This window comes from Pseudomonas sp. GW821-FHT09A09 (assembly GCF_059418405.1).
Genome location: NZ_JBWKPU010000019.1, coordinates 64299 through 82977 on the forward strand (window position 1 = coordinate 64299; position 18679 = coordinate 82977).

Genomic DNA, 18679 nt, shown 5'->3' on the forward strand with positions numbered 1-18679 from the left:
AAATCCCACTGTAGGAGCCGGCTGCTGACCTCGGCCGGCACATCATCACCGGCCATGCGCTTGCGGAACAATGCCGTGCGTGCCAACAGCAACGTGGTCACCGGCACCGTGATCGACAACAAAATCGGGATCAACCACCCGTGCAACACGGGCCCGGACTTGAGCACCGAAAAATAGATAATCGACGCCAACGCCACGCACCAGGCACCCAGCGTCGAAGCCAATGCAGGCGGGTGCATGCGCTGGAAAAAGTCTTTCATGCGCAGCAGCCCGATCGCGCCAATCAGCGCAAATACGCTGCTCAGCACCAGCAGCACCGCCACGATCACTTCCACCCATAACGGCATCATTCAATCACCTCGCCACGCAGCAGGAATTTCGCCAGGGCAAACGAGCCGACGAAGCCGAACAGCGCAATCAGCAACGCCGCTTCAAAGTAGGTGTCACTGGCGTACCGAATGCCCAGGACCAGCATCATCAGCATCGCCAGGATGTACAGGTAGTCCAGTGCCAGTACCCGATCCTGGGCCGACGGGCCTTTGAACAGGCGGATCAGCGTCAGCACCATGGCCAGCGAGAACAGGAACAGGCTGAACAGGATCGCATTGGAGAGCAGGGCGCTCATTCGAAGATCTCCATCAGGGGCCGCTCGTAAGTGGACTTGAAGTGCTCGATAAAGGGCGCTTCCTCCTCAAGATCAAACACGTGCAAGAGCAGGATGCTGCGGTCCAGCGCCAGTTCCGACCAGATGGTGCCGGGCACCACGGTGGTGATCATCGACAGTGCAGCCAGGCCGTTGGGGTCGCGCAGGTCCAGCGGGATCTTGATAAAACGCGAGCGTGGCGGGCGCGAGCCGCACATCAGCACGCCCCAGGCCACTTGCAGGTTGGAGACGATCACATCGCGACCCACCAGGAAGAACAGGCGAATGATCACCCCGGGGCGGCGAATGCGGATCGGCAACGGCCGCAGCGGCGCCATCATCAGCGGCGCGAGAAAGCCCAGCACTGCGCCCAGCAACAGGTTGCCGGGGCTCACGGACAGGTTCAACACCAGCCACAACAACCACAACGCCAACGACAACCACGGGGCAGGGAGCAGGCGCTTCATGGTTGCACCTCCAGCGCGGCGGCCTTGGCTTCAGGGCTCGGCACCGGGCGCGTTGCCATCACTGCCATCACGTAGTGTTCCGGGTTGTTCAGGCTGACGGCGGTGTCCTGGGTGTAGCGCATCAGCGGCTCCGCCTTGAACGTCAGCAGGATGCTCAAGCCGAGCAGGAAGAAGATCGGCACGCACTCGTAGCGCCGCAGCAGTGGCGAAGGGCGCTCTTCCGGGGTCCAGAAGCGCTGGATGCCCAGGCGCGCGAAGGCGATCAGCGAGGCCAGGCCGGAGAGGATCAACAGCGCCACCAGGCCCCACGCAGCAGGGCGGATCGGCGCATCGATGCTGACGCCCAGGCCCAGCGGGTTGACCAGTGCACTCAACAAACTGAGTTTGCCGATAAACCCGGACAGCGGCGGCATGCCGATGATCAGCAGGGCACAGGCGATAAAACTCAAGCCCAGGAACGCCATGGTCCAGGGAATCACCTGGCCGACCACGGCTTGCTGTTCATCGTCGAGGTTCACGCCGGGACGCGGGTGCAGGGACTCCATGGCCTTGGGCAGCGCGTCGATTTCTTCATCCAGCGGCAAGTCGTTGGCCGAGCGCGAACGCTCGATCAACTCGGCCAGCAGGAACAGCGCGCTCAAGGCAAGCGTCGAGCTGACCAGGTAAAACAGCGCGCCAGCGGTCAAGCTTGGCTGAGCAAAGCCGACGGCCGACAGCAGAATCCCCGCCGACACCAGAATGCTCAAGCTGGCCATGCGCTCCAGCCGCTGCGCCGCCACCATCGCCAAGCCGGCGCAGATGATGGTTGCCATGCCGCCGTACACCAGCCAGTCGCCACCAAACAGCGCTGAGGCACCGGCCTGGCCAGAGAACAGCAGGGTCCACAGGCGCAGCACGGTGTACACGCCGACCTTGGTCATGATCGCGAACATCGCCGCCACCGGCGCGCTCGCCGAAGAATAAGCGGGCGCCAGCCAGAAGTTCAGCGGCCACATACCGGCTTTGGCCAGGAAGGCCGTCGCCAGGATCGCCGCACCGGCGTGCAACAAACCACGATCCGCCTCCGGCACCAGCGGGATTTTCAGCGCCAGGTCAGCAAAATTCAGCGTTCCGGTCACGCCGTAGATCATCGCCGCGCCAATCAGGAACAGCGACGACGCCAGCAGGTTGATCGCGATGTAATGCAGCCCCGCCGACACCCGCGCCCGGCCCGAGCCGTGCAGCATCAAGCCGTAGGACGCCGCCAGCAGCACCTCGAAGAACACGAACAGGTTGAACAGGTCGGCGGTGAGGAAGGCGCCGTACAAGCCCATCATCTGCACCTGGAACAACGCGTGGAAGCTGGTGCCCGCGCGGTCCCAGCGGGCCATGGCGAACAGCAGCGCGCTCACGCCGATAATGCCGGTGAGCACCAGCATCAGCGCCGACAGTTGGTCCACCACCAACACGATGCCGAACGGCACCTGCCAGTTGCCCGGCAGGTACACGCCAATCGAGCCGGGGCCGCCTTTTTGCGTCCAGTACAGCAGCAGGATCGCAATGCCCAGCCCGATGATGCTGGAGACCAGGTTGATCTGTGCTTTCAGCGGGCGGCGTTTTTCGCCCAGCATCAGCATCAACGCGGCGGTCATCAGCGGCAGCAGGATCGGCGCGACGATCAGTTGATTCATCCACGTCATTCCTTGGGCTCCCGGCCGTCCACATGGTCCGTGCCGGTCAGGCCTCGGGAGGCGAGCAGCACCACCAGGAACAAGGCGGTCATGGCGAAGCTGATCACGATGGCCGTGAGCACCAGCGCCTGGGGCAGGGGGTCGGTGTAGTTGAGCAGGTCTTGCGGCACGCCGTCCTTGATGATCGGCTCCTTGCCGATGAACAGGCTGCCCATGCTGAAGATGAACAGGTTGACACCGTACGACAACAGGCACAGGCCCATCACCACCTGGAAGGTCCGTGGTCGCAGGATCAACCACACGCCGGAGGCCGCCAGGACCCCAATGGCAATTGCGATGACTTCTTCCATCAGGCGGCTCCTTCTGTGGCGGCCACGGCTTTGGCCTGGTTGCTCGGTTTGTGCGCGCGCACCGACTGGTGGCCGAGGGCGGTGAGCATCAACAGCGTCGAGCCGACCACCATCGCGTACACGCCGACGTCGAAGAACAGCGCGCTGGCGATATGGATATCACCCAGCAGCGGCAGGCTGAAATGCCAGGTGTGGGTGGTGAGGAACGGGTAACCGGCAAATAACGCGCCGAGCCCGGTGAGGGTTGCAGACAGCAGGCCGAAGCCCATCCAGCGCATCGGCCGCAGGCTCATCTGCGCCTCGACCCACTGCGTACCGGCGACCATGTATTGCAGGATAAACGCCACCGACATCACAAGGCCGGCGACAAACCCGCCGCCCGGCTGATTGTGGCCGCGCATGAACAGGTAGAACGACACCACCAGCGCAATCGGCAGCAGCAGGCGCACCAGCACCGCTGGCACCATCATGAAGCCCAGCGCGGTGTCGCTGGCCTGGCGCGGGTTGACCAGGTCGGTGGCCACGTCCGGTGCCAGCTGACGCTGTTGTGGCGGCAACTCCATGCTCTCTTTGGATGGACGGAATCGCCGTAGCAGCGCATAGACCGTCAGCGCCACAGCGCCAAGTACGGTAATTTCGCCGAGGGTGTCGAAGCCCCGGAAGTCCACCAGCATCACGTTCACCACATTGCTGCCGCCGCCTTCGGGCAGGGCGCGGCTTAAGTAGAACGAAGAAATGTCGTTGGGGGTCTGGCGCGTCAGCATCGCGTAGGACAGCAACGCCATGCCGCCACCGACCACGGTGGACAGCAGGAAGTCGCGCAGGCGGCGGATGCGTGCCTTGCGCAAGGAGCTGGGCAGTGGCGAGACCTCTTCGATCCGCCGTGGTAGCCAGCGCAGGCCGAGCAGGATCAGCACAGTAGTGACCACTTCGACCACCAGCTGGGTCAGCGCCAGGTCCGGCGCCGAGAACCACACGAAGGTCACGCAGGTCATCATGCCGCACACGCTGACCATGGTCAGGGCTGCCAGCCGGTGGTACTTGGCTTGCCAGGCGGCGCCGAGGGCGCAGGCGATTGCCAGCAGCCACAGGGTGACGAACACGATGGAACCCGGGATTTTCGGGCGGTCGCCCCAGCTGAGGCCGCTGTTGAGCATCGGGATCATGCCGCCGACCACTGCCACCAGCACCAGCAGGAACAGCTGGGTCTGCAGGCGCTTGGTGCTGATGCGTTTCTCGATCTTGCGCACGCCGCGCATCATCACCACCAGGCAGCGCTCGAACATGCGCTTGCCGTTGAAGTAGCTGATGATCGGCGGGTATTTGAAGCGGCCGCGCTTGAGTTGCTTGCGCAGCACCAGGTACAGCACCACGCCGCAACTCATGGCCACCAGGCTCATGATCATCGGCGCATTCCAGCCGTGCCAGATCGCCAGGCTGTACTCCGGTAGCACGCCGCCGACCACCGGCAAGGCCGCAGCGGCAAGGATCGAGCCCACCACCTGGGCCGGGAAGATCCCCACCAGCAGGCAGGTGAACACCAGCAGTTCAACCGGCGCGCGCATCCAGCGTGGCGGTTCGTGCGGCGTGTGGGGCAGGTTGGTGGCGGTGGGGCCGAAGAACACATCGACGGTAAAGCGCAGGGCATACACCACGCTGAACGTGCCCGCGATGGTGGCGATCACCGGCAGGGCGAACTCCACCCAGGCGGTCGAGGAGATAAACACGGTCTCGGCGAAGAACATCTCTTTGGACAGGAAACCGTTGAGCAACGGCACCCCGGCCATGGACGCACTGGCAACCATCGCCAGCGTGGCGGTGAACGGGATCAGCCGGACCAGGCCGCTGAGCTTGCGGATATCCCGGGTGCCGCTTTCATGGTCAATGATGCCTGCGGCCATGAACAACGAAGCCTTGAAGGTGGCGTGATTGAGGATGTGGAATACCGCCGCGACGGCAGCCAGCGGGCTGTTGAGGCCCAGCAGCAAGGTGATCAAGCCGAGGTGGCTGATGGTGGAATAGGCCAGCAGGCCCTTGAGGTCGTTCTGGAAGATGGCGCAGTAAGCGCCGAGGAGCAGGGTGAGCGCGCCGGCACCGCCGACGATGTAGAACCATTCTTCGCTGCCGGACAGCGACGGCCACAGGCGGGCCAGCAGGAACACGCCGGCCTTCACCATCGTCGCCGAATGCAGGTACGCCGACACCGGCGTGGGCGCCGCCATCGCGTGGGGCAGCCAGAAGTGGAAGGGGAACTGCGCGCTTTTGCTCAAGGCGCCGATCAACACCAGGGCCAGCATCACCGGGTACAGCGAATGCGCGCGAATCTGATCGCCCGCCGCCAGCACCTGGTCCAGGTCATAGCTGCCAACGATATGCCCCAGCAGCATCACGCCCGCCAGCAGGCACAAGCCGCCCGCGCCGGTGACCATCAACGCCATATAGGCGCCACGCCGTGCATCGGCGCGGTGGTGCCAGTAGCCGATCAGCAGGAACGAGAACAGGCTGGTCAGTTCCCAGAAGAACACGATCTGGATCAGGTTGCCGGAAATCACCAGGCCAAGCATGGCGCCCATGAACGCCAGGAAAAACGCGAAGAAACGCGGCACCGGGTCGTCCGGCGACATGTAGTAGCGCGCATACAGCGACACCAGCGTGCCGATGCCGAGCACCAGCATCGAGAACAGCCAGGCAAACCCGTCCATGCGCAACACGAAGTTCAGCCCGAGGCTGGGCAACCACATGAATTCTTCGCGGATCACGCCACCGTGGGCGATCTGGGGGTAGAGCAGGGCGACTTGAATGGTGCCGACCAGGGCCACAAGGCCGGCCAACAGGGATTCGGTGTTACGTGCATTGTGCGGCAGCATGGCCGCCAGACAGCTGCCAATGAACGGCAGAAGCAGTAGAACTATCAGGGACATAGGCTTCTAATCTGCGGGAGTTTGGGATGCATCATACGTGCCGCTTTCACGATCACCAAACGGCAACATGTGGCAGGATCCTACAAGGTAGGCTGAAAATGCCTACTTGGCACTGTTGCACCGGCGTCAATATTGAAATGCGATCCCTGTGGGAGCCGGGCTTGCCCGCGATGGCGGCCATCCAGCCAACCCGGTTCTATCAGGTGTAAATCAGTCAAATGTGGGAGCTGGCTTGCCTGCGATAGCGGTATGTCTGTGTACATATCCGTTCCTGCGGTAACGGCCACTTATGGTTCCGCTCTTACAGCGGGTCACTTTTGGAAGGACCCAAAAGTAACCAAAAGGTCCTCGCCCCACCACTCGGCACCTCGCCTAGGCTCGGTGTACCCTCTCTCCGGCTTGAATCCGTGGGCCGCCGTCATGGGCCATCCTTGGCCCAGGACGGCTAACCCGGCGTCCTGCCGGGTTAGCCACGGATTCAAGCCTGCATTCGGCCAGCGTGGTTGACGGGGCGCCTTGGATCAAGATCAAAAGCAAAGCAGATCAAAAGCCGGGGTGGTCGGTGGGCATCAACCTATTCGTTCCTGCTCCAACGCATCCTCTCGCTCTGCCGCCCTCTGCCCCTTGGTCTTCATCTCGCTCACAATCACCGCCGCCACAATCAACGCTGCCCCCAGCATTGCAATCGGCGGGAAGCGCTCACCGGCAATTCGCCCAACCACGCCTGCCCACACGGGCTCACCGGCATAGATCAACGTGGCGCGTGTCGGCGAAACGCTTTGCTGCGCCCAGTTCATTGCGACCTGGATCACCGCGCTGGTCAGGCCCAACCCCACTGCGCTGAACAGCAGCAACCATGAGAACCCCGGCAGCGCTTCGCCCATCGGCACCACCATCATGAAGGACAGCACCGAGGCGGTGGCGAGTTGCACCACGGTCACCCGGCGCACGTCCACTTGGCCGGCAAAGGCGCCGATCAGGATGATTTCAGCGGCAATCGCCACCGCGCCGATCAGCGTGGCGATTTCGCCCGGGCTGAAATTCAGCGATGCGCCCGCCGGCCCGGTCAGCAGCATCAAGCCGGTAAACGCCAGCATGATGCCAATGCTCGGCATCAAGCCCGGGCGACGACCCAGCACCAACCATTGCAGCAACGGTACGAATGGCACATATAAAGCGGTGATAAACGCCGACTGGCTGCTGAGGATCGTCTGCAAACCGATGGTCTGCAGCCCGTAGCCAAACATGATAGCCACGCCGATAAATACACCGGCCTTCAATTCGAACAAGGTCAGGTCGCGCAGGGTGCGCAAGGAAAAGAAGCCCACCACGATGGCGGCCGCGGCAAATCGCAGGCCCACGAAAAACATCGGGCCGCTGACGGTCATCGCGTGCTGCACCAGCAAAAACGTGCCGCCCCAGATCATGGTGATCACCACCAGGATGCATTCGGCTTTACTGAAACGGTTGAAACGGGGTGAGGCGTTCGGGGTGGTCATGGCGGCTCGGTCTTGCAAGGGAAAGGCACGGACCGCACAATGCGCCGCACGCTGGGCAGTATACTGCGCACACCCACCCATTGAGCAATATAGTGCACAAAGAAAATCCACAACGGGCCTCGGTCCTGCAGCACGTCAGCCAGAACGTTCGTCGCCTGCGCCATGCCGCCGACTTGAGCCAGACCGCGCTTTCGGAAAAGTCCGGGGTCAGCCGGCGCATGCTGGTGGCCATCGAGGCGGGGGAGAAGAACGTCAGCCTGTCCACCCTCGACCGTGTGGCCGAAGCGCTGGACGTGGCATTCAGCGACCTGATCCAGGCGCCGGACGCCCCCGACCACAGCCGCATCAACGAGCTGGCCTGGGCCGGTGAAATTCCAGGCAGCAAGGCGGTGTTGCTGGCCAAGGCCACGGCGCGGCGCGAGGTTGAGTTGTGGGAGATGCAGCTGGAGCCGGGCGATCGCTACAGCCCAGATCCCGATCCGGATGGCTGGAGCGTGCAATTGTTTGTGTTCGAAGGCTGCCTCACCTTGTTGGTGGGCGAGGAAGACAAGCGCGTCGCCGCCGGTGAGTTCTACATGTTCGCCAGCCGTCACGTGCATGGCTATCGCAACGACGGCGACGTGCCGGTGCGGTTTGTGCGCAACGTGGTGATCTAACTGTTCGCCCGGCAACAGTGGATGGACACTTTGCTGGTTTGAAACGCCACCCCAACACCTGATTAGCCAGCAACTGGCTGATTTTATTGGGTATTAAATTCAGGCACGACTCCTGCAATCCCTCCGATATCCCATCGGAGCCTGGAGTCGGCCCATGTCAGCCCACCCTCAACACCCTGCCCATATCATCCGCTCGGACGCGGAAGCCATCGAGGTCGCCAAGCGGCTGGCCGCACGTTTTGCCGTCGACGCCAGCGTGCGCGACCGCGAGCGGCGCCTGCCGGTGGCCGAGCTTGATGAGTTCTCTGCCAGCGGCTTGTGGGGCATCACTATTCCCAAGGCCTACGGCGGCGCCGAGGTGTCCTATGTGACGGTGGCCGAGGTGATCAAGTTGATCTCCGCTGCCGACCCCTCTCTGGGGCAGATTCCGCAGAACCACCTGGGCGTGGTGGACATCCTGCTGCAAACGGCCACGGAGGAACAAAAGCAGTATTACTTCGGCAAAGTCCTGCAAGGCTATCGCTTCGGTAACGCCTTCTCCGAGGCCAAGAGCAAAAACGCTGGCACCTTTGACACGCAGATCCGCTTCCACGGCGACACCGCGCAAATCAATGGCGAGAAGTTCTACTGCACCGGCGCGCTGTTCGCTCATTTGGTGCCCACGGTCGGCAACAATGAACACGGCCAGGCCTTCATTGCCTTTGTCGAGCGCGACGCCCAGGGCTTGAACGTGATCGACAGCTGGGACGGCTTCGGTCAGCGCACCACCGCCAGCGGCGGCGTAACCCTCGACGGTGTCACGGTGCCGCGCAGCGCGGTGATACCGGCCCACCTGGCCTTCGATCAGCCGACGGCCAACGGCCCGATTTCACAGATTATCCAGGCAGCGGTGGATACCGGCATCGCCGTCGGTGCCCTCGAACACGCCAAGCTCTACGCCCGCCAGGCGCGGCCCTGGATAGACAGCCAACAGGATCACGGTTGGCAAGACCCGTTCACCATTGCCGCCATCGGCGACCTGCAATGGCGCGTACATGGCACCGAAGCCATCCTCGCCAAAGCCGGCCTGGCCGTAGACCGCGCCCTCGCCGAGCCGAGCGAAGACAGCGTGGCGCATGCCTCGTTAGTGGTCGCCCAGGCCAAGGTGCTGTCGGCCGAAACCGCGTTGCTCGCCAGCAGCAAACTCTTCGAGCTGGCCGGCACGCGCTCGGTGACCGGCAAACATAACCTCGACCGTTTCTGGCGCAACGCCCGCACCCACACCCTGCACGACCCGGCGCGCTGGAAATACCACCTGATCGGCAACTTCGTGCTTAACGGCGTGAAGCCTGCGCGCCATGCCTGGAACTGAGGACTACCTATGACCGCATTGAACCTTGCGCGCCAGTTGCTGGACAGCACCCGCCGCCACGTTGAAAAAAGCGACGACCCCTACGTGATCAGCCGTTTTGGCGATTTGCAGATCCGCGTCGACGTGGCCGCCGCGTTGCTGGAACGCGCCGAAACCCACCCTAGCCCTGTCGCCGCGACCGAAGCGCAGATCGCTGCCGCCGAGGCGCTCATCGCCGCGAGCAACGCCGAATTCGAATTGACCGGCCAACGCACCGAACTGCCGTCGACCCTTGATGATCCCCTGCGTGCCAAATACCAGATCGTCGGCAACTACCACCTCAACGGAGTGCTTTAATGGCCCGTGAAATTCGCTTGAATGCCTTCGACATGAACTGCGTCGGCCACCAATCCCCCGGCCTGTGGGCGCACCCCCGTGACCGCTCGTGGCAGTACAAGGACCTGGAATACTGGACCGACCTGGCCAAGATCCTCGAGCGCGGCAAGTTTGACGGCCTGTTCATCGCCGACGTGCTCGGCATCTACGACGTGTACAACGGCAATGGCGACGCGGCGATTCGCCAGGCGGCGCAGGTGCCGGTCAATGACCCGCTGTCGCTGATCGCGCCGATGGCGCTGGTCACCGAGCACTTGGGCTTCGGCCTGACCGCTTCGCTGTCGTTCGAACATCCGTACCCGTTTGCACGTCGTCTCTCGACCCTCGATCACCTGACCAAGGGCCGCATCGGCTGGAATATCGTCACGTCTTACCTGGAAAGCGGCGCCAAGAACCTTGGCCAGAAAGCCCAGACCGAACACGACGCGCGCTACGACTACGCCGAGGAGTATCTGGAGGTTTGCTACAAACTCTGGGAAGGCAGCTGGGAGGAGGGCGCGGTGTTGCGTGACCGCGAACGGCAGATTTTCAGCGACCCGAGCAAGATCCATGAGATCCGCCATGTCGGCAAACACTTCCAGGTGCCTGGCATCCACCTGTGCGAGCCATCGCCCCAGCGCACGCCGGTGCTCTACCAGGCCGGGGCGTCCAGCCGTGGCAAGCAGTTCGCGGCCGAACAGGCCGAATGCGTGTTCGTTGCCGCGCCGTCCAAGGTGCTGCTGAAAAAGACTGTCGCCGACATCCGCCGCCGCGCGGCCGAGGCCGGGCGTGATCCGAAGAAAATCCTGATCTTCAACCTGCAGACGGTGATCGTTGGCGAGACCGACGCCAAGGCCAAGGCCAAGTTCGAGGAATACAAATCCTACGTCAGCTACGAAGGCGCGATGGCGCTGATCTCCGGCTGGACCGGCATCGACTTCAGCCAGTTCAAGCCCGACGAGCCGCTCAAGCATGTGCACACCAACGCCATTCAATCGGCGGTGGAAGCCTTCTCCACGGCGGACCCGAACAAGGTCTGGACGCCGAACGAACTGGCCGATTGGGTCGGCATCGGCGGCTTTGGCCCGCTGTTCGTGGGCAGCCCTGAGACCGTGGCGGACCTGTTGCAGGAGTGGGTGGAAGACACTGACGTGGACGGCTTCAACCTGGCCTACGCGCTGACCCACGAGACCTTCATCGACGCCGTGGACTTGCTGGTGCCGGAGTTGCAGAAGCGTGGCGTGTACAAGACCGAGTACGCCCAGGGCACCTTGCGCGAAAAGCTGTTTGGCGACGGTGCCCGGCTGGGCGCGAACCACCCCGGCGCCGGCTACCGCGACCTCAAGGCCCACTCAATCTAACTGAAACACCCCAACCAATGTAGGAGCCGGCTTGCCGGCGATAGCGGTGGGTCAGGCAGAAATGCATTAACTGACAGTCCGCCATCGCCGGCAAGCCGGCTCCTACAGTTGATCTTCATTGTTTGATCGATTTTAGCCAGCGGACCACCGCACGCTTAACCCTAAATAGGAGTACTCCCTATGAGCGTGCACGAACTCAAACGGCCGCTGGTGCTGGAATGGCCCGCAGAACTGCTCGGCCACCTGCCCAAGGCCCTGGAACAATTGCACCACTGGGCGCAGATCACGCCGTTGCACACGGCCCTGCGCCATAAGCGCCAGGGCCAGTGGTACGCCTGGCGCTGGATCGACGCTCTGCGCGATGTCGAGCGCCTGGCCGATGGCTTGCGCCAGCAGGGTTTCGGCGAGCAATCGCGCCTGGCCCTGAGCGGTGCGTTCGAACCCAACCTGTTGCTGTTGGCCCTGGCCGCCCAATCCATCGGCGGGCAGGTGCTGACCCTGGCCGACAACCTGGAACCCGATGCGCTGCAACAGCACCTGTGGCGCATTCACCCCACCCATTCTTTCACCCAAAACCGCCAGCAGATAAAGCATTGGCAGTCTGCCAACCTGCTGGATTTCGCCCAACTGCTGGGCCCGGTGGACCCTGCCCAGCACCTCGCCCGCTGGTGGCAACCCACCGGTGAAACCGCGTTGTGGAGCGAGGAGGGTACCCATTGGCAGGGCGGCCTGGCGGTGTTGCTGGAGCAATGGCTCAACAGCGGTCACGGCCTGGCGTTCCCGGAGAGCCTGGCCTCGGCGCAACGCGATCGCCGCGAAGTCGCCCCCACTGGCCTGCTGTTGTCTGCCGCGCGCTTGCAGCACCTGGCCGATGAAATCGAACACCGCCTGGCCCCCCACGGCACCTGGCGCCGGCGCCTGTGCGACTGGGCCATCGCCCACCCGCAAAGCGGCCTGCGCCGGCTGCTGAAAAACCGCGTGCGCAAGCTGCTTGGTTTCCAGCGCCTGGCCTATATCTGGCAACCCCTCAAAACCACCCCCGAGCCCGCCTGGCTGGCCGAATTCAAACGGGACATCGCATGAGCCAAGCCATCCTCCAGGTGCGGGATATCTCGCTGTCGTTCAAAGGGGTCAAGGCGATTAATGCCTTGTCCTTCGAGGTCGCACGCGGGGAAATCTGCGCGCTGATCGGGCCCAACGGCGCGGGCAAAAGCTCGCTGCTCAATGTGCTCAACGGCGTGTACCGCTTTGACGCTGGCCAGATCGTGTTCGAAGACCAGCGCTTCCACCGCATCGACCCGCTGGGTGCAGCGCGCCGGGGCATCGGCCGCACGTTCCAGAACAACGCGCTGTTCAAGAAGATGAGCGTGATCGACAACATTCTCACTGGCCTGTCGCGGCATACGCGCAGCACCTTCATCGAACAGGCCCTGGGCCTGCCTCGCGCACGTCGTGAGGCCGAAGCCTTCCGCCTGCGCGCCCAGGGCATCCTCGAATTCCTTGAACTGCAAGCCCACCGCGACGTGCTGGTGGGCAACCTGTCTTACGGCCTGCAAAAACGTGTGGAGTTGGGCCGGGCGCTGATCGCCGGGCCCAGCCTGTTGCTGCTGGATGAGCCGATGGCCGGGATGAATGCCGAAGAGAAACAGGAAATGGCGCGTTTCGTCGCCGACGTGAACCGCGACCTCGGCACCACCGTGGTGTTGATCGAACACGACATGGGCGTGGTGATGGGCCTGTCCGACCACGTGGTGGTGCTCGACTACGGGCGCAAGGTCGGCGACGGCACGCCCGCCGACGTCCAGGCCAACCCCGAGGTGATCGCAGCTTACCTGGGGGCGGTGCACCCATGACCTTCTTCTTTGAAACCCTGCTCGGCGGCTTGCTCGCGGGCACTATGTACTCGCTGGTCGCCATCGGCTTTGTGCTGATCTACAAGGCCAGCGGCGTGTTCAATTTTGCCCAGGGCTCGATGCTGCTGTTCGCGGCCCTGACCTTTGTCAGCCTGCATGATCAAGGTGTGCCGTTTGCCCTGGCGTTGCTGCTGACCGTGATCGTGATGATCGTCGGCGCCTTGCTGATCGAGCGCCTGGTGTTGCGGCCGTTGGTGAACCGCTCGCAGATCACCTTGTTCATGGCCACGCTCGGTCTGTCGTTCATCATCGAAGGCCTCGCCCAGGGCTTGATGGGCTCGCAGGTACGCGCCCTGGACCTGGGCATCGACGATGTGCCGTTGTTTGTCGGCCCGCTGATGCTCAGCCAGTTCGACCTGATTGCGGCCGCCGCTGCCGTGGTGCTGGTGACGGTACTGGCGCTGCTGTTCAACAAGACCCGCATCGGTGTGTCGCTGCGCGCTGTGGCGGATGACACCACGGCGGCGCTGTCCATCGGCATCAACCTCAACCGCATCTGGCAGATCGTCTGGGCCGTGGCTGGCATCGTCGGGCTGGTGGCCGGTTTGCTCTGGGGCGCGCGCCAGGGCGTGCAGTTTTCGTTGTCGCTGGTGGTGCTCAAGGCCTTGCCGGTGCTGATCATCGGCGGTTTCACCTCGATTGGCGGGGCGATTGTCGGCGGGTTGATCGTCGGTGCGGCGGAGAACCTCGCCGAGGTGTACATCGGCCCGCTGATCGGTGGCGGCATCACGCCGTGGTTCGCCTACGTGCTGGCCCTGGCCTTCCTGTACATCCGTCCCGCTGGCCTGTTCGGCGAGCGTGCTATCGAGCGAGTCTGAAACCATGTCGATCCCTGTTGTTCAAGAAACCGCGCCGTTGCTGCTGATCCAGCGGCGCGTGCCCTGGAGCCTGATTGGCCTATTGGTGCTGGCGTTTGCCGTGGTGCCGTTGTGGGGCAATGACTATTGGCTCAATGCGATCCTCATCCCGTTCCTGGTGTTGTCCCTGGCTGGGTTGGGGCTGAACCTGCTGACCGGCTACACCGGGCAAACCTCAGTGGGCGCTGCCGGCTTCATGGCGGTCGGCGCGTTTGCCACCTACGGGTTCTTGCTGCGCCTGCCGGAGCTGGGCTTGCCGCTGGCGCTGCTCGGTGGCGGGATCATCAGTGCGCTGGTCGGGCTGTTGTTCGGCTTGCCCAGCTCGCGCATCAAGGGCTTCTACTTGATGGTCACCACCCTGGCCGCACAATTTTTCCTGGAGTGGCTGTTCGTCAAATTCCCCTGGTTCTACAACTACGGCTCGTCGGGCACCATTTCCGCACCGAAACTCTCGTTGTTCGGCCAGGACCTCAACACGCCGCTGGGCCGCTACCTGCTGACCCTGGTCACCGTGCTGGTGCTGACGTGGACCGCCGTCAACCTGGTGCGCAGCCAGGTGGGGCGCAACTGGATGGCGATTCGCGACATGGACACCGCCGCCGCCGTGGTCGGCATTCCGGTCGCGCGCTACAAGCGCCTGGCGTTTGCGGTCAGCTCGTTCTACCTGGGTATCGCCGGCGCGCTGTGGGCCTTTGCCTACCTGGGCACGGCCAGCGCCAGCAGCTTTGATATCAACCGGTCGTTCCAGATCCTGTTCATCATCATTATCGGCGGCATGGGCAGCATCGCTGGCAACTTTGTCGGCGCGGCCTTCATCAGTTTGCTGCCGATCTTTCTCAGCCATGCCGGGCAGGCGCTGTTCGGCGGTTCGGTGGACGCGGGACAGTTGCAGAACCTGCAGAAAATCATTTTTGGCGTGTTGATCATCGTGTTCCTGATTAGGGAACCCGAGGGCTTGATTCGCCTGTTGCACAACCTGCGTGACCGTGTGCGGCAGTGGCCGCTGCGTTTCTAACTTCCTAAGAGAATCTTCCATGCGTGCATCCTTGAAACGATCCCTGGCCGGCGCGGCCTTTGCGCTGGCGGCATTGGCCGGCGCAGTGCCCCAGGCCGTGGCGTCGGCCGACCAGCAATTCATTCCCCTGGCCACCTACCGCGTCGGCGCCTACGCCTCAAGCGGTGTGCAGGTGTGGGCCGGCATGATCGACTACCTGCGCTACATCAACGAAGTCGAAGGCGGCATCAACGGCGTGAAACTGGTGTGGCAGGAATGCGAGACCGAGTGGACGGCAGAGAAGGGCATCGAGTGCTATGAGCGCTTCAAGAATGGCCTGGATGGCGCGCCGGTCGCGGTGTACCAACCCAACGGTGCCCCGGCGGCCTATGCCTTGAGTGAGCGGGCCGAAGTGGACAAGATCCCGCTGATCACCCTCGGCTATGGCCGCACCGAAGCCACCGACGGCACGGTGTTCCCCTACAACTTCCCGGTGATGCTGACCTTCTACAGCGAGGCCTCGACGCTGGTGAACTACATCGCCCAGCGCGAGGGCGGTTTCGACAAGCTCAAGGGCAAGAAGATCGCCACGGTCTACCACGACTCGGCCTACGGTCGTGAAACCCTCGGCCCGCTGAAATTACTGGCCGAGAAATACGGTTTCGAGAACATCCAGATTCCGGTGGCCGACCCGGGCAACGAGCAGTCCGCACAATGGCGCCAGGTACGCCAGGCCAATCCGGACTGGGTGTTCCTGCGCACCTGGGGCGTGTCCACCCCGGTGGCGGTGAAGACCGCGGCGCGTTTCGGCTTCCCGGTGGACCACATCATCGGCGATATCTGGGCCAGTTCCAGCGAAGACGTATTGCCCGCAGGCGCCGCCGCCAAAGGCTACCTGGCACTCACGCCGTACCCGGCCGGTGCCGACTTCGAGATCCACAAGCGCCTCAAGCAATACATCCTCGACAAGGGCCACAGCGACCTCAAGGACCTGAAAAACTTCGGCAGCGTCTACTACAACTCCGGCCTGGTGAACGCGGCCGTGGCGGTGGAAGCGATCCGCACCGCCCAGGCCAAGTTCGGCAAGCGCCCGCTCAACGGCGAAGAAGGCCGTTGGGGTCTGGAACACTTGAATATCGACGACGCACGTCTCAAGGCCATGGGCTACTTCGGCCTGATGCAGAACCTCAAGCTGTCGTGCCGCGACCACGAAGGCGGTGGTTCAGCGCGGGTGCAACAGTGGGACGGCGCCAACTGGACGCTGATCAGCGACTGGATCGCCGCCGACCGCGCGTTGCTGCGCCCGCTGATTGATGAAAAGTCCGCCGCGTTCGCCAAGGAAAAAGGCCTGACGCCGCGCACCTGCACCGGGGATGAATAAGCCATGAGCCAGCCCGCCATTGAGCCTGGGAGCCCGTCGCTGTTGACGGTCAACGATATCGAAGTGATCTATGACGGCGCGATCCTCGCCGTGGCCGGGGTGTCGCTGCAGGTGCCCAAGGGCGCGATTGTCGCGTTGCTGGGGGCCAATGGCGCGGGAAAGAGCACCACGCTCAAGGCGATCTCGGGGCTGGTGCGCGCCGAGCGGGCCGAGGTCAGCCGAGGTTACATCGAATACGCCGGCGCCGACCTCGCCGGCATCGATCCCAGCCAGCGCGTGCGCCAGGGCATGGTCCACGTGTTGGAGGGCCGCCATGTGTTCGGCCAACTCACGGTGGAAGACAACCTGCGCAGCGGCGGCTTTGTGCGGCGCCTGAGCCGCAAGGCCATGGAGCAGGACCTGGAGCGCATTTACAGCTGGTTCCCCCGGCTCAAGACCAAGCGCCACACCCGTGCCGGGTTAACGTCGGGTGGCGAGCAACAGATGGTCGCCATCGGGCGTGCGCTGATGACGCGCCCGACGTTGGTACTGCTCGACGAGCCGTCCATGGGGTTGGCGCCTATGATCGTTCAAGAGATTTTCGAAATCATCGCGCAGCTCAATCGCGAGCAGCAGGTGAGCTTTTTGATCGCCGAGCAGAACATCAACGTCGCGCTCACCTATGCGACCCATGGCTACGTGCTGGATACTGGGCGGGTGGCCTTGAGTGGCAGCGCGGCCGAACTGCTGGCGCGGGGCGATTTGCACACCATTTATCTGGGTAAACAGTAAGGGCGAATTTGCATGACTGAATCCATCCGCAACGCTGATGTCCTGATCATCGGCGGCGGGCTGAGCGGCACGATGCTGGCGGTGCAACTGCTGCGCCTGCCCGGCCAACGCCAGATCCTGGTGATCGAGCCGCGTGCCGAACTCGGCCGTGGCGAGGCCTACAGCGCCGTCGAGCTGGGTCACACCCTGAACGGCAATGCGGCGCGCATGAGCGTTGACCCGGACAATGCCGACGACCTGACCCAATGGCTCACCGACTACATCGGCGCCGGTGGCTGGCCGGAGTCGGACCAGCAGCGCGTGCCCATCTGTGAACTGTTCCCGCCACGCGGGATTTTCGGCTTGTACGCGCAGCAACGCCTGAGCGAGGCCAGGGCGCTGTCGGCGTCGACGGTCGAGCATGTGCGCGGGGAAGTGGTCGACCTGCAAGTGGATGAAGCCTCTACGTTGCTGACGCTGGACAACGGCCAGCAATTACGCGGCAACTATGCCGTGTTGGCCACCGGGATGTTCCCGGCGGCGCGCACGCCACAAACCGAGTCAAGCGGCTTGAACGCGGCGTCGGTTGACCCCTGGGACGTCAAGGCCATGCGCCAGATCGACCCGCAGGCGCCGGTGCTGATCATCGGTTCGGGGCTGACCATGGTGGACGCCGTGGTCTCGTTGGAGCAGGCCGGGCACCGTGGGCCGATCGAGGTGTTCTCGCGTCATGGGCTACTGCCCCACGTGCGCCGGCAACCGCCGAGCTGGGTGGATTTTCTCGCCGAAGATCACCGCCTGCGCAGCCCGCTGCAATTGCTGCGCGAGGTGCGCCGCCAGTGCCGCATCGCGATGGCCCAGGGCATCGATTGGCAAGCGCCGTTGGACACGGTGCGGGCGCATATCGCTCGCTTGTGGAGCCAGGCCAGCGAACCTGAAAAACGCCAGTTCGTACGCCATGTGCGGCCGTGGTGGGAAAGCCATCACCACCGTTCGCCGCCGTTGAGCGCGCAACTGGTGGCGCGTTTGCATGGGGAAGGGCGCCTGCGCATTCGGGCGGCGTCGTACAAAGGGCTGGAAGTGTCGGCCAGTGGCGTGACCATTTGCCTGCGCTATCGGGGCGAACAGGCTTTTACCCAGGTGTCGGGCGCGGCGTTGATCAACTCCAGCGGCATCGAATACGACTGGCGTCGCGTGGCCCGGCCGTTGCCGCAGCAGTTGCTCAAGCGTGGGCTGATCAAGCCAGGGCCATTGGCGTTGGGGATCGCGGCGGATAAGTCAGGTGCTGTGGTGGATGCGCAGGGGCAGGTCAGCCAGCGCTTGTTCGCCATGGGCCCACCGCTGCGTGGCCTGTGGTGGGAAAGCACGGCGGTCACCGATGTGGCGCTGCAAGCCAAAGCCCTGGCCGCAAGGCTGACACAACTCTAAATGTGGGAGCGGGGGGGGGGGGGGGGGGGGGGGGGGGGGGGGGGGGGGGGGGGAGGGGGGGGGGGGGGGGGGGGGGAGGGGGGG

17 protein-coding genes and 1 pseudogene are annotated in these 18679 nt (G+C 63.6%); 11 read left to right on the top strand and 7 right to left on the bottom strand.

Features of this window, described 5'->3' with window-relative positions:
- Nucleotides 1-17: 17 nt before the first annotated feature.
- The 7 genes and pseudogenes from AC07OV_RS17820 to AC07OV_RS17850 all read right to left on the bottom strand — a co-directional run.
- Nucleotides 18-350 (bottom strand): annotated as a pseudogene (locus AC07OV_RS17820) (Na+/H+ antiporter subunit G); the annotation flags it as partial.
- Nucleotides 347-625 carry a K+/H+ antiporter subunit F gene (locus tag AC07OV_RS17825; RefSeq protein WP_005789171.1) on the bottom strand — a complete coding sequence of 93 codons (279 nt, stop codon included), beginning with the start codon at nt 623-625 and terminating at the stop codon, nt 347-349. The gene AC07OV_RS17825 and the pseudogene AC07OV_RS17820, both read right to left, overlap by 4 nt.
- The gene (locus AC07OV_RS17830) at nt 622-1110 is read right to left on the bottom strand and encodes a Na+/H+ antiporter subunit E (RefSeq protein ID WP_457408101.1); all 489 of its coding nucleotides are present in this window, start codon (nt 1108-1110) and stop codon (nt 622-624) included. Before AC07OV_RS17830 ends, AC07OV_RS17825 begins: the two co-directional genes overlap by 4 nt.
- Nucleotides 1107-2789, bottom strand: coding sequence for a monovalent cation/H+ antiporter subunit D (locus AC07OV_RS17835; RefSeq protein ID WP_178921244.1), 1683 nt, complete (start codon nt 2787-2789; stop codon nt 1107-1109). Before AC07OV_RS17835 ends, AC07OV_RS17830 begins: the two co-directional genes overlap by 4 nt.
- Nucleotides 2786-3130 (bottom strand): Na+/H+ antiporter subunit C, encoded by a 345-nt coding sequence (locus AC07OV_RS17840; RefSeq protein ID WP_003192163.1) that lies wholly within the window; start codon nt 3128-3130, stop codon nt 2786-2788. Before AC07OV_RS17840 ends, AC07OV_RS17835 begins: the two co-directional genes overlap by 4 nt.
- On the bottom strand, nt 3130-6051 hold the full coding sequence (locus AC07OV_RS17845) for a monovalent cation/H+ antiporter subunit A (RefSeq protein ID WP_495092682.1): 2922 nt from the start codon (nt 6049-6051) through the stop codon (nt 3130-3132). Before AC07OV_RS17845 ends, AC07OV_RS17840 begins: the two co-directional genes overlap by 1 nt.
- Before the next feature lie 569 nt (nt 6052-6620).
- Nucleotides 6621-7550, bottom strand: coding sequence for a DMT family transporter (locus AC07OV_RS17850; RefSeq protein WP_494996450.1), 930 nt, complete (start codon nt 7548-7550; stop codon nt 6621-6623).
- 92 nt (nt 7551-7642) lie between these two features.
- Here AC07OV_RS17850 and AC07OV_RS17855 point away from each other — a divergent pair, with 92 nt between their 5' ends.
- The 11 genes from AC07OV_RS17855 (at nt 7643) to AC07OV_RS17905 (ending at nt 18595) form a co-directional block, all read left to right on the top strand.
- Complete coding sequence (locus tag AC07OV_RS17855) at nt 7643-8206, top strand: helix-turn-helix domain-containing protein (RefSeq protein ID WP_176998834.1); 564 nt, start codon at nt 7643-7645, stop codon at nt 8204-8206.
- A 154-nt stretch (nt 8207-8360) separates the two neighbouring features.
- Nucleotides 8361-9557 carry an SfnB family sulfur acquisition oxidoreductase gene (locus AC07OV_RS17860; protein WP_494996451.1) on the top strand — a complete coding sequence of 399 codons (1197 nt, stop codon included), beginning with the start codon at nt 8361-8363 and terminating at the stop codon, nt 9555-9557.
- A 9-nt stretch (nt 9558-9566) separates the two neighbouring features.
- Nucleotides 9567-9893 (top strand): acyl-CoA dehydrogenase, encoded by a 327-nt coding sequence (locus tag AC07OV_RS17865; protein ID WP_494996452.1) that lies wholly within the window; start codon nt 9567-9569, stop codon nt 9891-9893.
- Nucleotides 9893-11272, top strand: a complete 1380-nt coding sequence (locus AC07OV_RS17870) for an LLM class flavin-dependent oxidoreductase (RefSeq protein ID WP_495092683.1) — start codon at nt 9893-9895, stop codon at nt 11270-11272. Before AC07OV_RS17865 ends, AC07OV_RS17870 begins: the two co-directional genes overlap by 1 nt.
- Nucleotides 11273-11452: 180 nt before the next feature.
- Nucleotides 11453-12355 (top strand): AMP-binding protein, encoded by a 903-nt coding sequence (locus AC07OV_RS17875; protein WP_494996454.1) that lies wholly within the window; start codon nt 11453-11455, stop codon nt 12353-12355.
- Nucleotides 12352-13125, top strand: coding sequence for an ABC transporter ATP-binding protein (locus tag AC07OV_RS17880; RefSeq protein WP_495092684.1), 774 nt, complete (start codon nt 12352-12354; stop codon nt 13123-13125). Before AC07OV_RS17875 ends, AC07OV_RS17880 begins: the two co-directional genes overlap by 4 nt.
- Nucleotides 13122-14003 (top strand): branched-chain amino acid ABC transporter permease, encoded by an 882-nt coding sequence (locus AC07OV_RS17885; RefSeq protein WP_048728678.1) that lies wholly within the window; start codon nt 13122-13124, stop codon nt 14001-14003. Before AC07OV_RS17880 ends, AC07OV_RS17885 begins: the two co-directional genes overlap by 4 nt.
- Nucleotides 14004-14007: 4 nt before the next feature.
- The gene (locus tag AC07OV_RS17890) at nt 14008-15057 is read left to right on the top strand and encodes a branched-chain amino acid ABC transporter permease (RefSeq protein ID WP_494996456.1); all 1050 of its coding nucleotides are present in this window, start codon (nt 14008-14010) and stop codon (nt 15055-15057) included.
- Between the two features lie 19 nt (nt 15058-15076).
- Nucleotides 15077-16417 (top strand): ABC transporter substrate-binding protein, encoded by a 1341-nt coding sequence (locus AC07OV_RS17895; RefSeq protein ID WP_495092685.1) that lies wholly within the window; start codon nt 15077-15079, stop codon nt 16415-16417.
- Nucleotides 16418-16420: 3 nt separating this feature from the next.
- Nucleotides 16421-17188 carry an ABC transporter ATP-binding protein gene (locus tag AC07OV_RS17900; RefSeq protein WP_495092686.1) on the top strand — a complete coding sequence of 256 codons (768 nt, stop codon included), beginning with the start codon at nt 16421-16423 and terminating at the stop codon, nt 17186-17188.
- 12 nt (nt 17189-17200) lie between these two features.
- Nucleotides 17201-18595 carry an FAD/NAD(P)-binding protein gene (locus AC07OV_RS17905; RefSeq protein ID WP_495092687.1) on the top strand — a complete coding sequence of 465 codons (1395 nt, stop codon included), beginning with the start codon at nt 17201-17203 and terminating at the stop codon, nt 18593-18595.
- Nucleotides 18596-18679 lie beyond the last annotated feature (84 nt).

What these genes read in the sequence shown, in the direction of transcription:
- AC07OV_RS17825 (WP_005789171.1), bottom strand. Translation starts at nt 625, where the DNA reads ATGAGCGCCCTGCTCTCCAATGCGATCCTGTTCAGCCTGTTCCTGTTC.
- AC07OV_RS17830 (WP_457408101.1), bottom strand. Translation starts at nt 1,110, where the DNA reads ATGAAGCGCCTGCTCCCTGCCCCGTGGTTGTCGTTGGCGTTGTGGTTG.
- AC07OV_RS17835 (WP_178921244.1), bottom strand. Translation starts at nt 2,789, where the DNA reads ATGACGTGGATGAATCAACTGATCGTCGCGCCGATCCTGCTGCCGCTG.
- AC07OV_RS17840 (WP_003192163.1), bottom strand. Translation starts at nt 3,130, where the DNA reads ATGGAAGAAGTCATCGCAATTGCCATTGGGGTCCTGGCGGCCTCCGGC.
- AC07OV_RS17845 (WP_495092682.1), bottom strand. Translation starts at nt 6,051, where the DNA reads ATGTCCCTGATAGTTCTACTGCTTCTGCCGTTCATTGGCAGCTGTCTG.
- AC07OV_RS17850 (WP_494996450.1), bottom strand. Translation starts at nt 7,550, where the DNA reads ATGACCACCCCGAACGCCTCACCCCGTTTCAACCGTTTCAGTAAAGCC.
- AC07OV_RS17860 (WP_494996451.1), top strand. Translation starts at nt 8,361, where the DNA reads ATGTCAGCCCACCCTCAACACCCTGCCCATATCATCCGCTCGGACGCG.
- AC07OV_RS17865 (WP_494996452.1), top strand. Translation starts at nt 9,567, where the DNA reads ATGACCGCATTGAACCTTGCGCGCCAGTTGCTGGACAGCACCCGCCGC.
- AC07OV_RS17870 (WP_495092683.1), top strand. Translation starts at nt 9,893, where the DNA reads ATGGCCCGTGAAATTCGCTTGAATGCCTTCGACATGAACTGCGTCGGC.
- AC07OV_RS17875 (WP_494996454.1), top strand. Translation starts at nt 11,453, where the DNA reads ATGAGCGTGCACGAACTCAAACGGCCGCTGGTGCTGGAATGGCCCGCA.
- AC07OV_RS17880 (WP_495092684.1), top strand. Translation starts at nt 12,352, where the DNA reads ATGAGCCAAGCCATCCTCCAGGTGCGGGATATCTCGCTGTCGTTCAAA.
- AC07OV_RS17885 (WP_048728678.1), top strand. Translation starts at nt 13,122, where the DNA reads ATGACCTTCTTCTTTGAAACCCTGCTCGGCGGCTTGCTCGCGGGCACT.
- AC07OV_RS17890 (WP_494996456.1), top strand. Translation starts at nt 14,008, where the DNA reads ATGTCGATCCCTGTTGTTCAAGAAACCGCGCCGTTGCTGCTGATCCAG.
- AC07OV_RS17895 (WP_495092685.1), top strand. Translation starts at nt 15,077, where the DNA reads ATGCGTGCATCCTTGAAACGATCCCTGGCCGGCGCGGCCTTTGCGCTG.
- AC07OV_RS17900 (WP_495092686.1), top strand. Translation starts at nt 16,421, where the DNA reads ATGAGCCAGCCCGCCATTGAGCCTGGGAGCCCGTCGCTGTTGACGGTC.
- AC07OV_RS17905 (WP_495092687.1), top strand. Translation starts at nt 17,201, where the DNA reads ATGACTGAATCCATCCGCAACGCTGATGTCCTGATCATCGGCGGCGGG.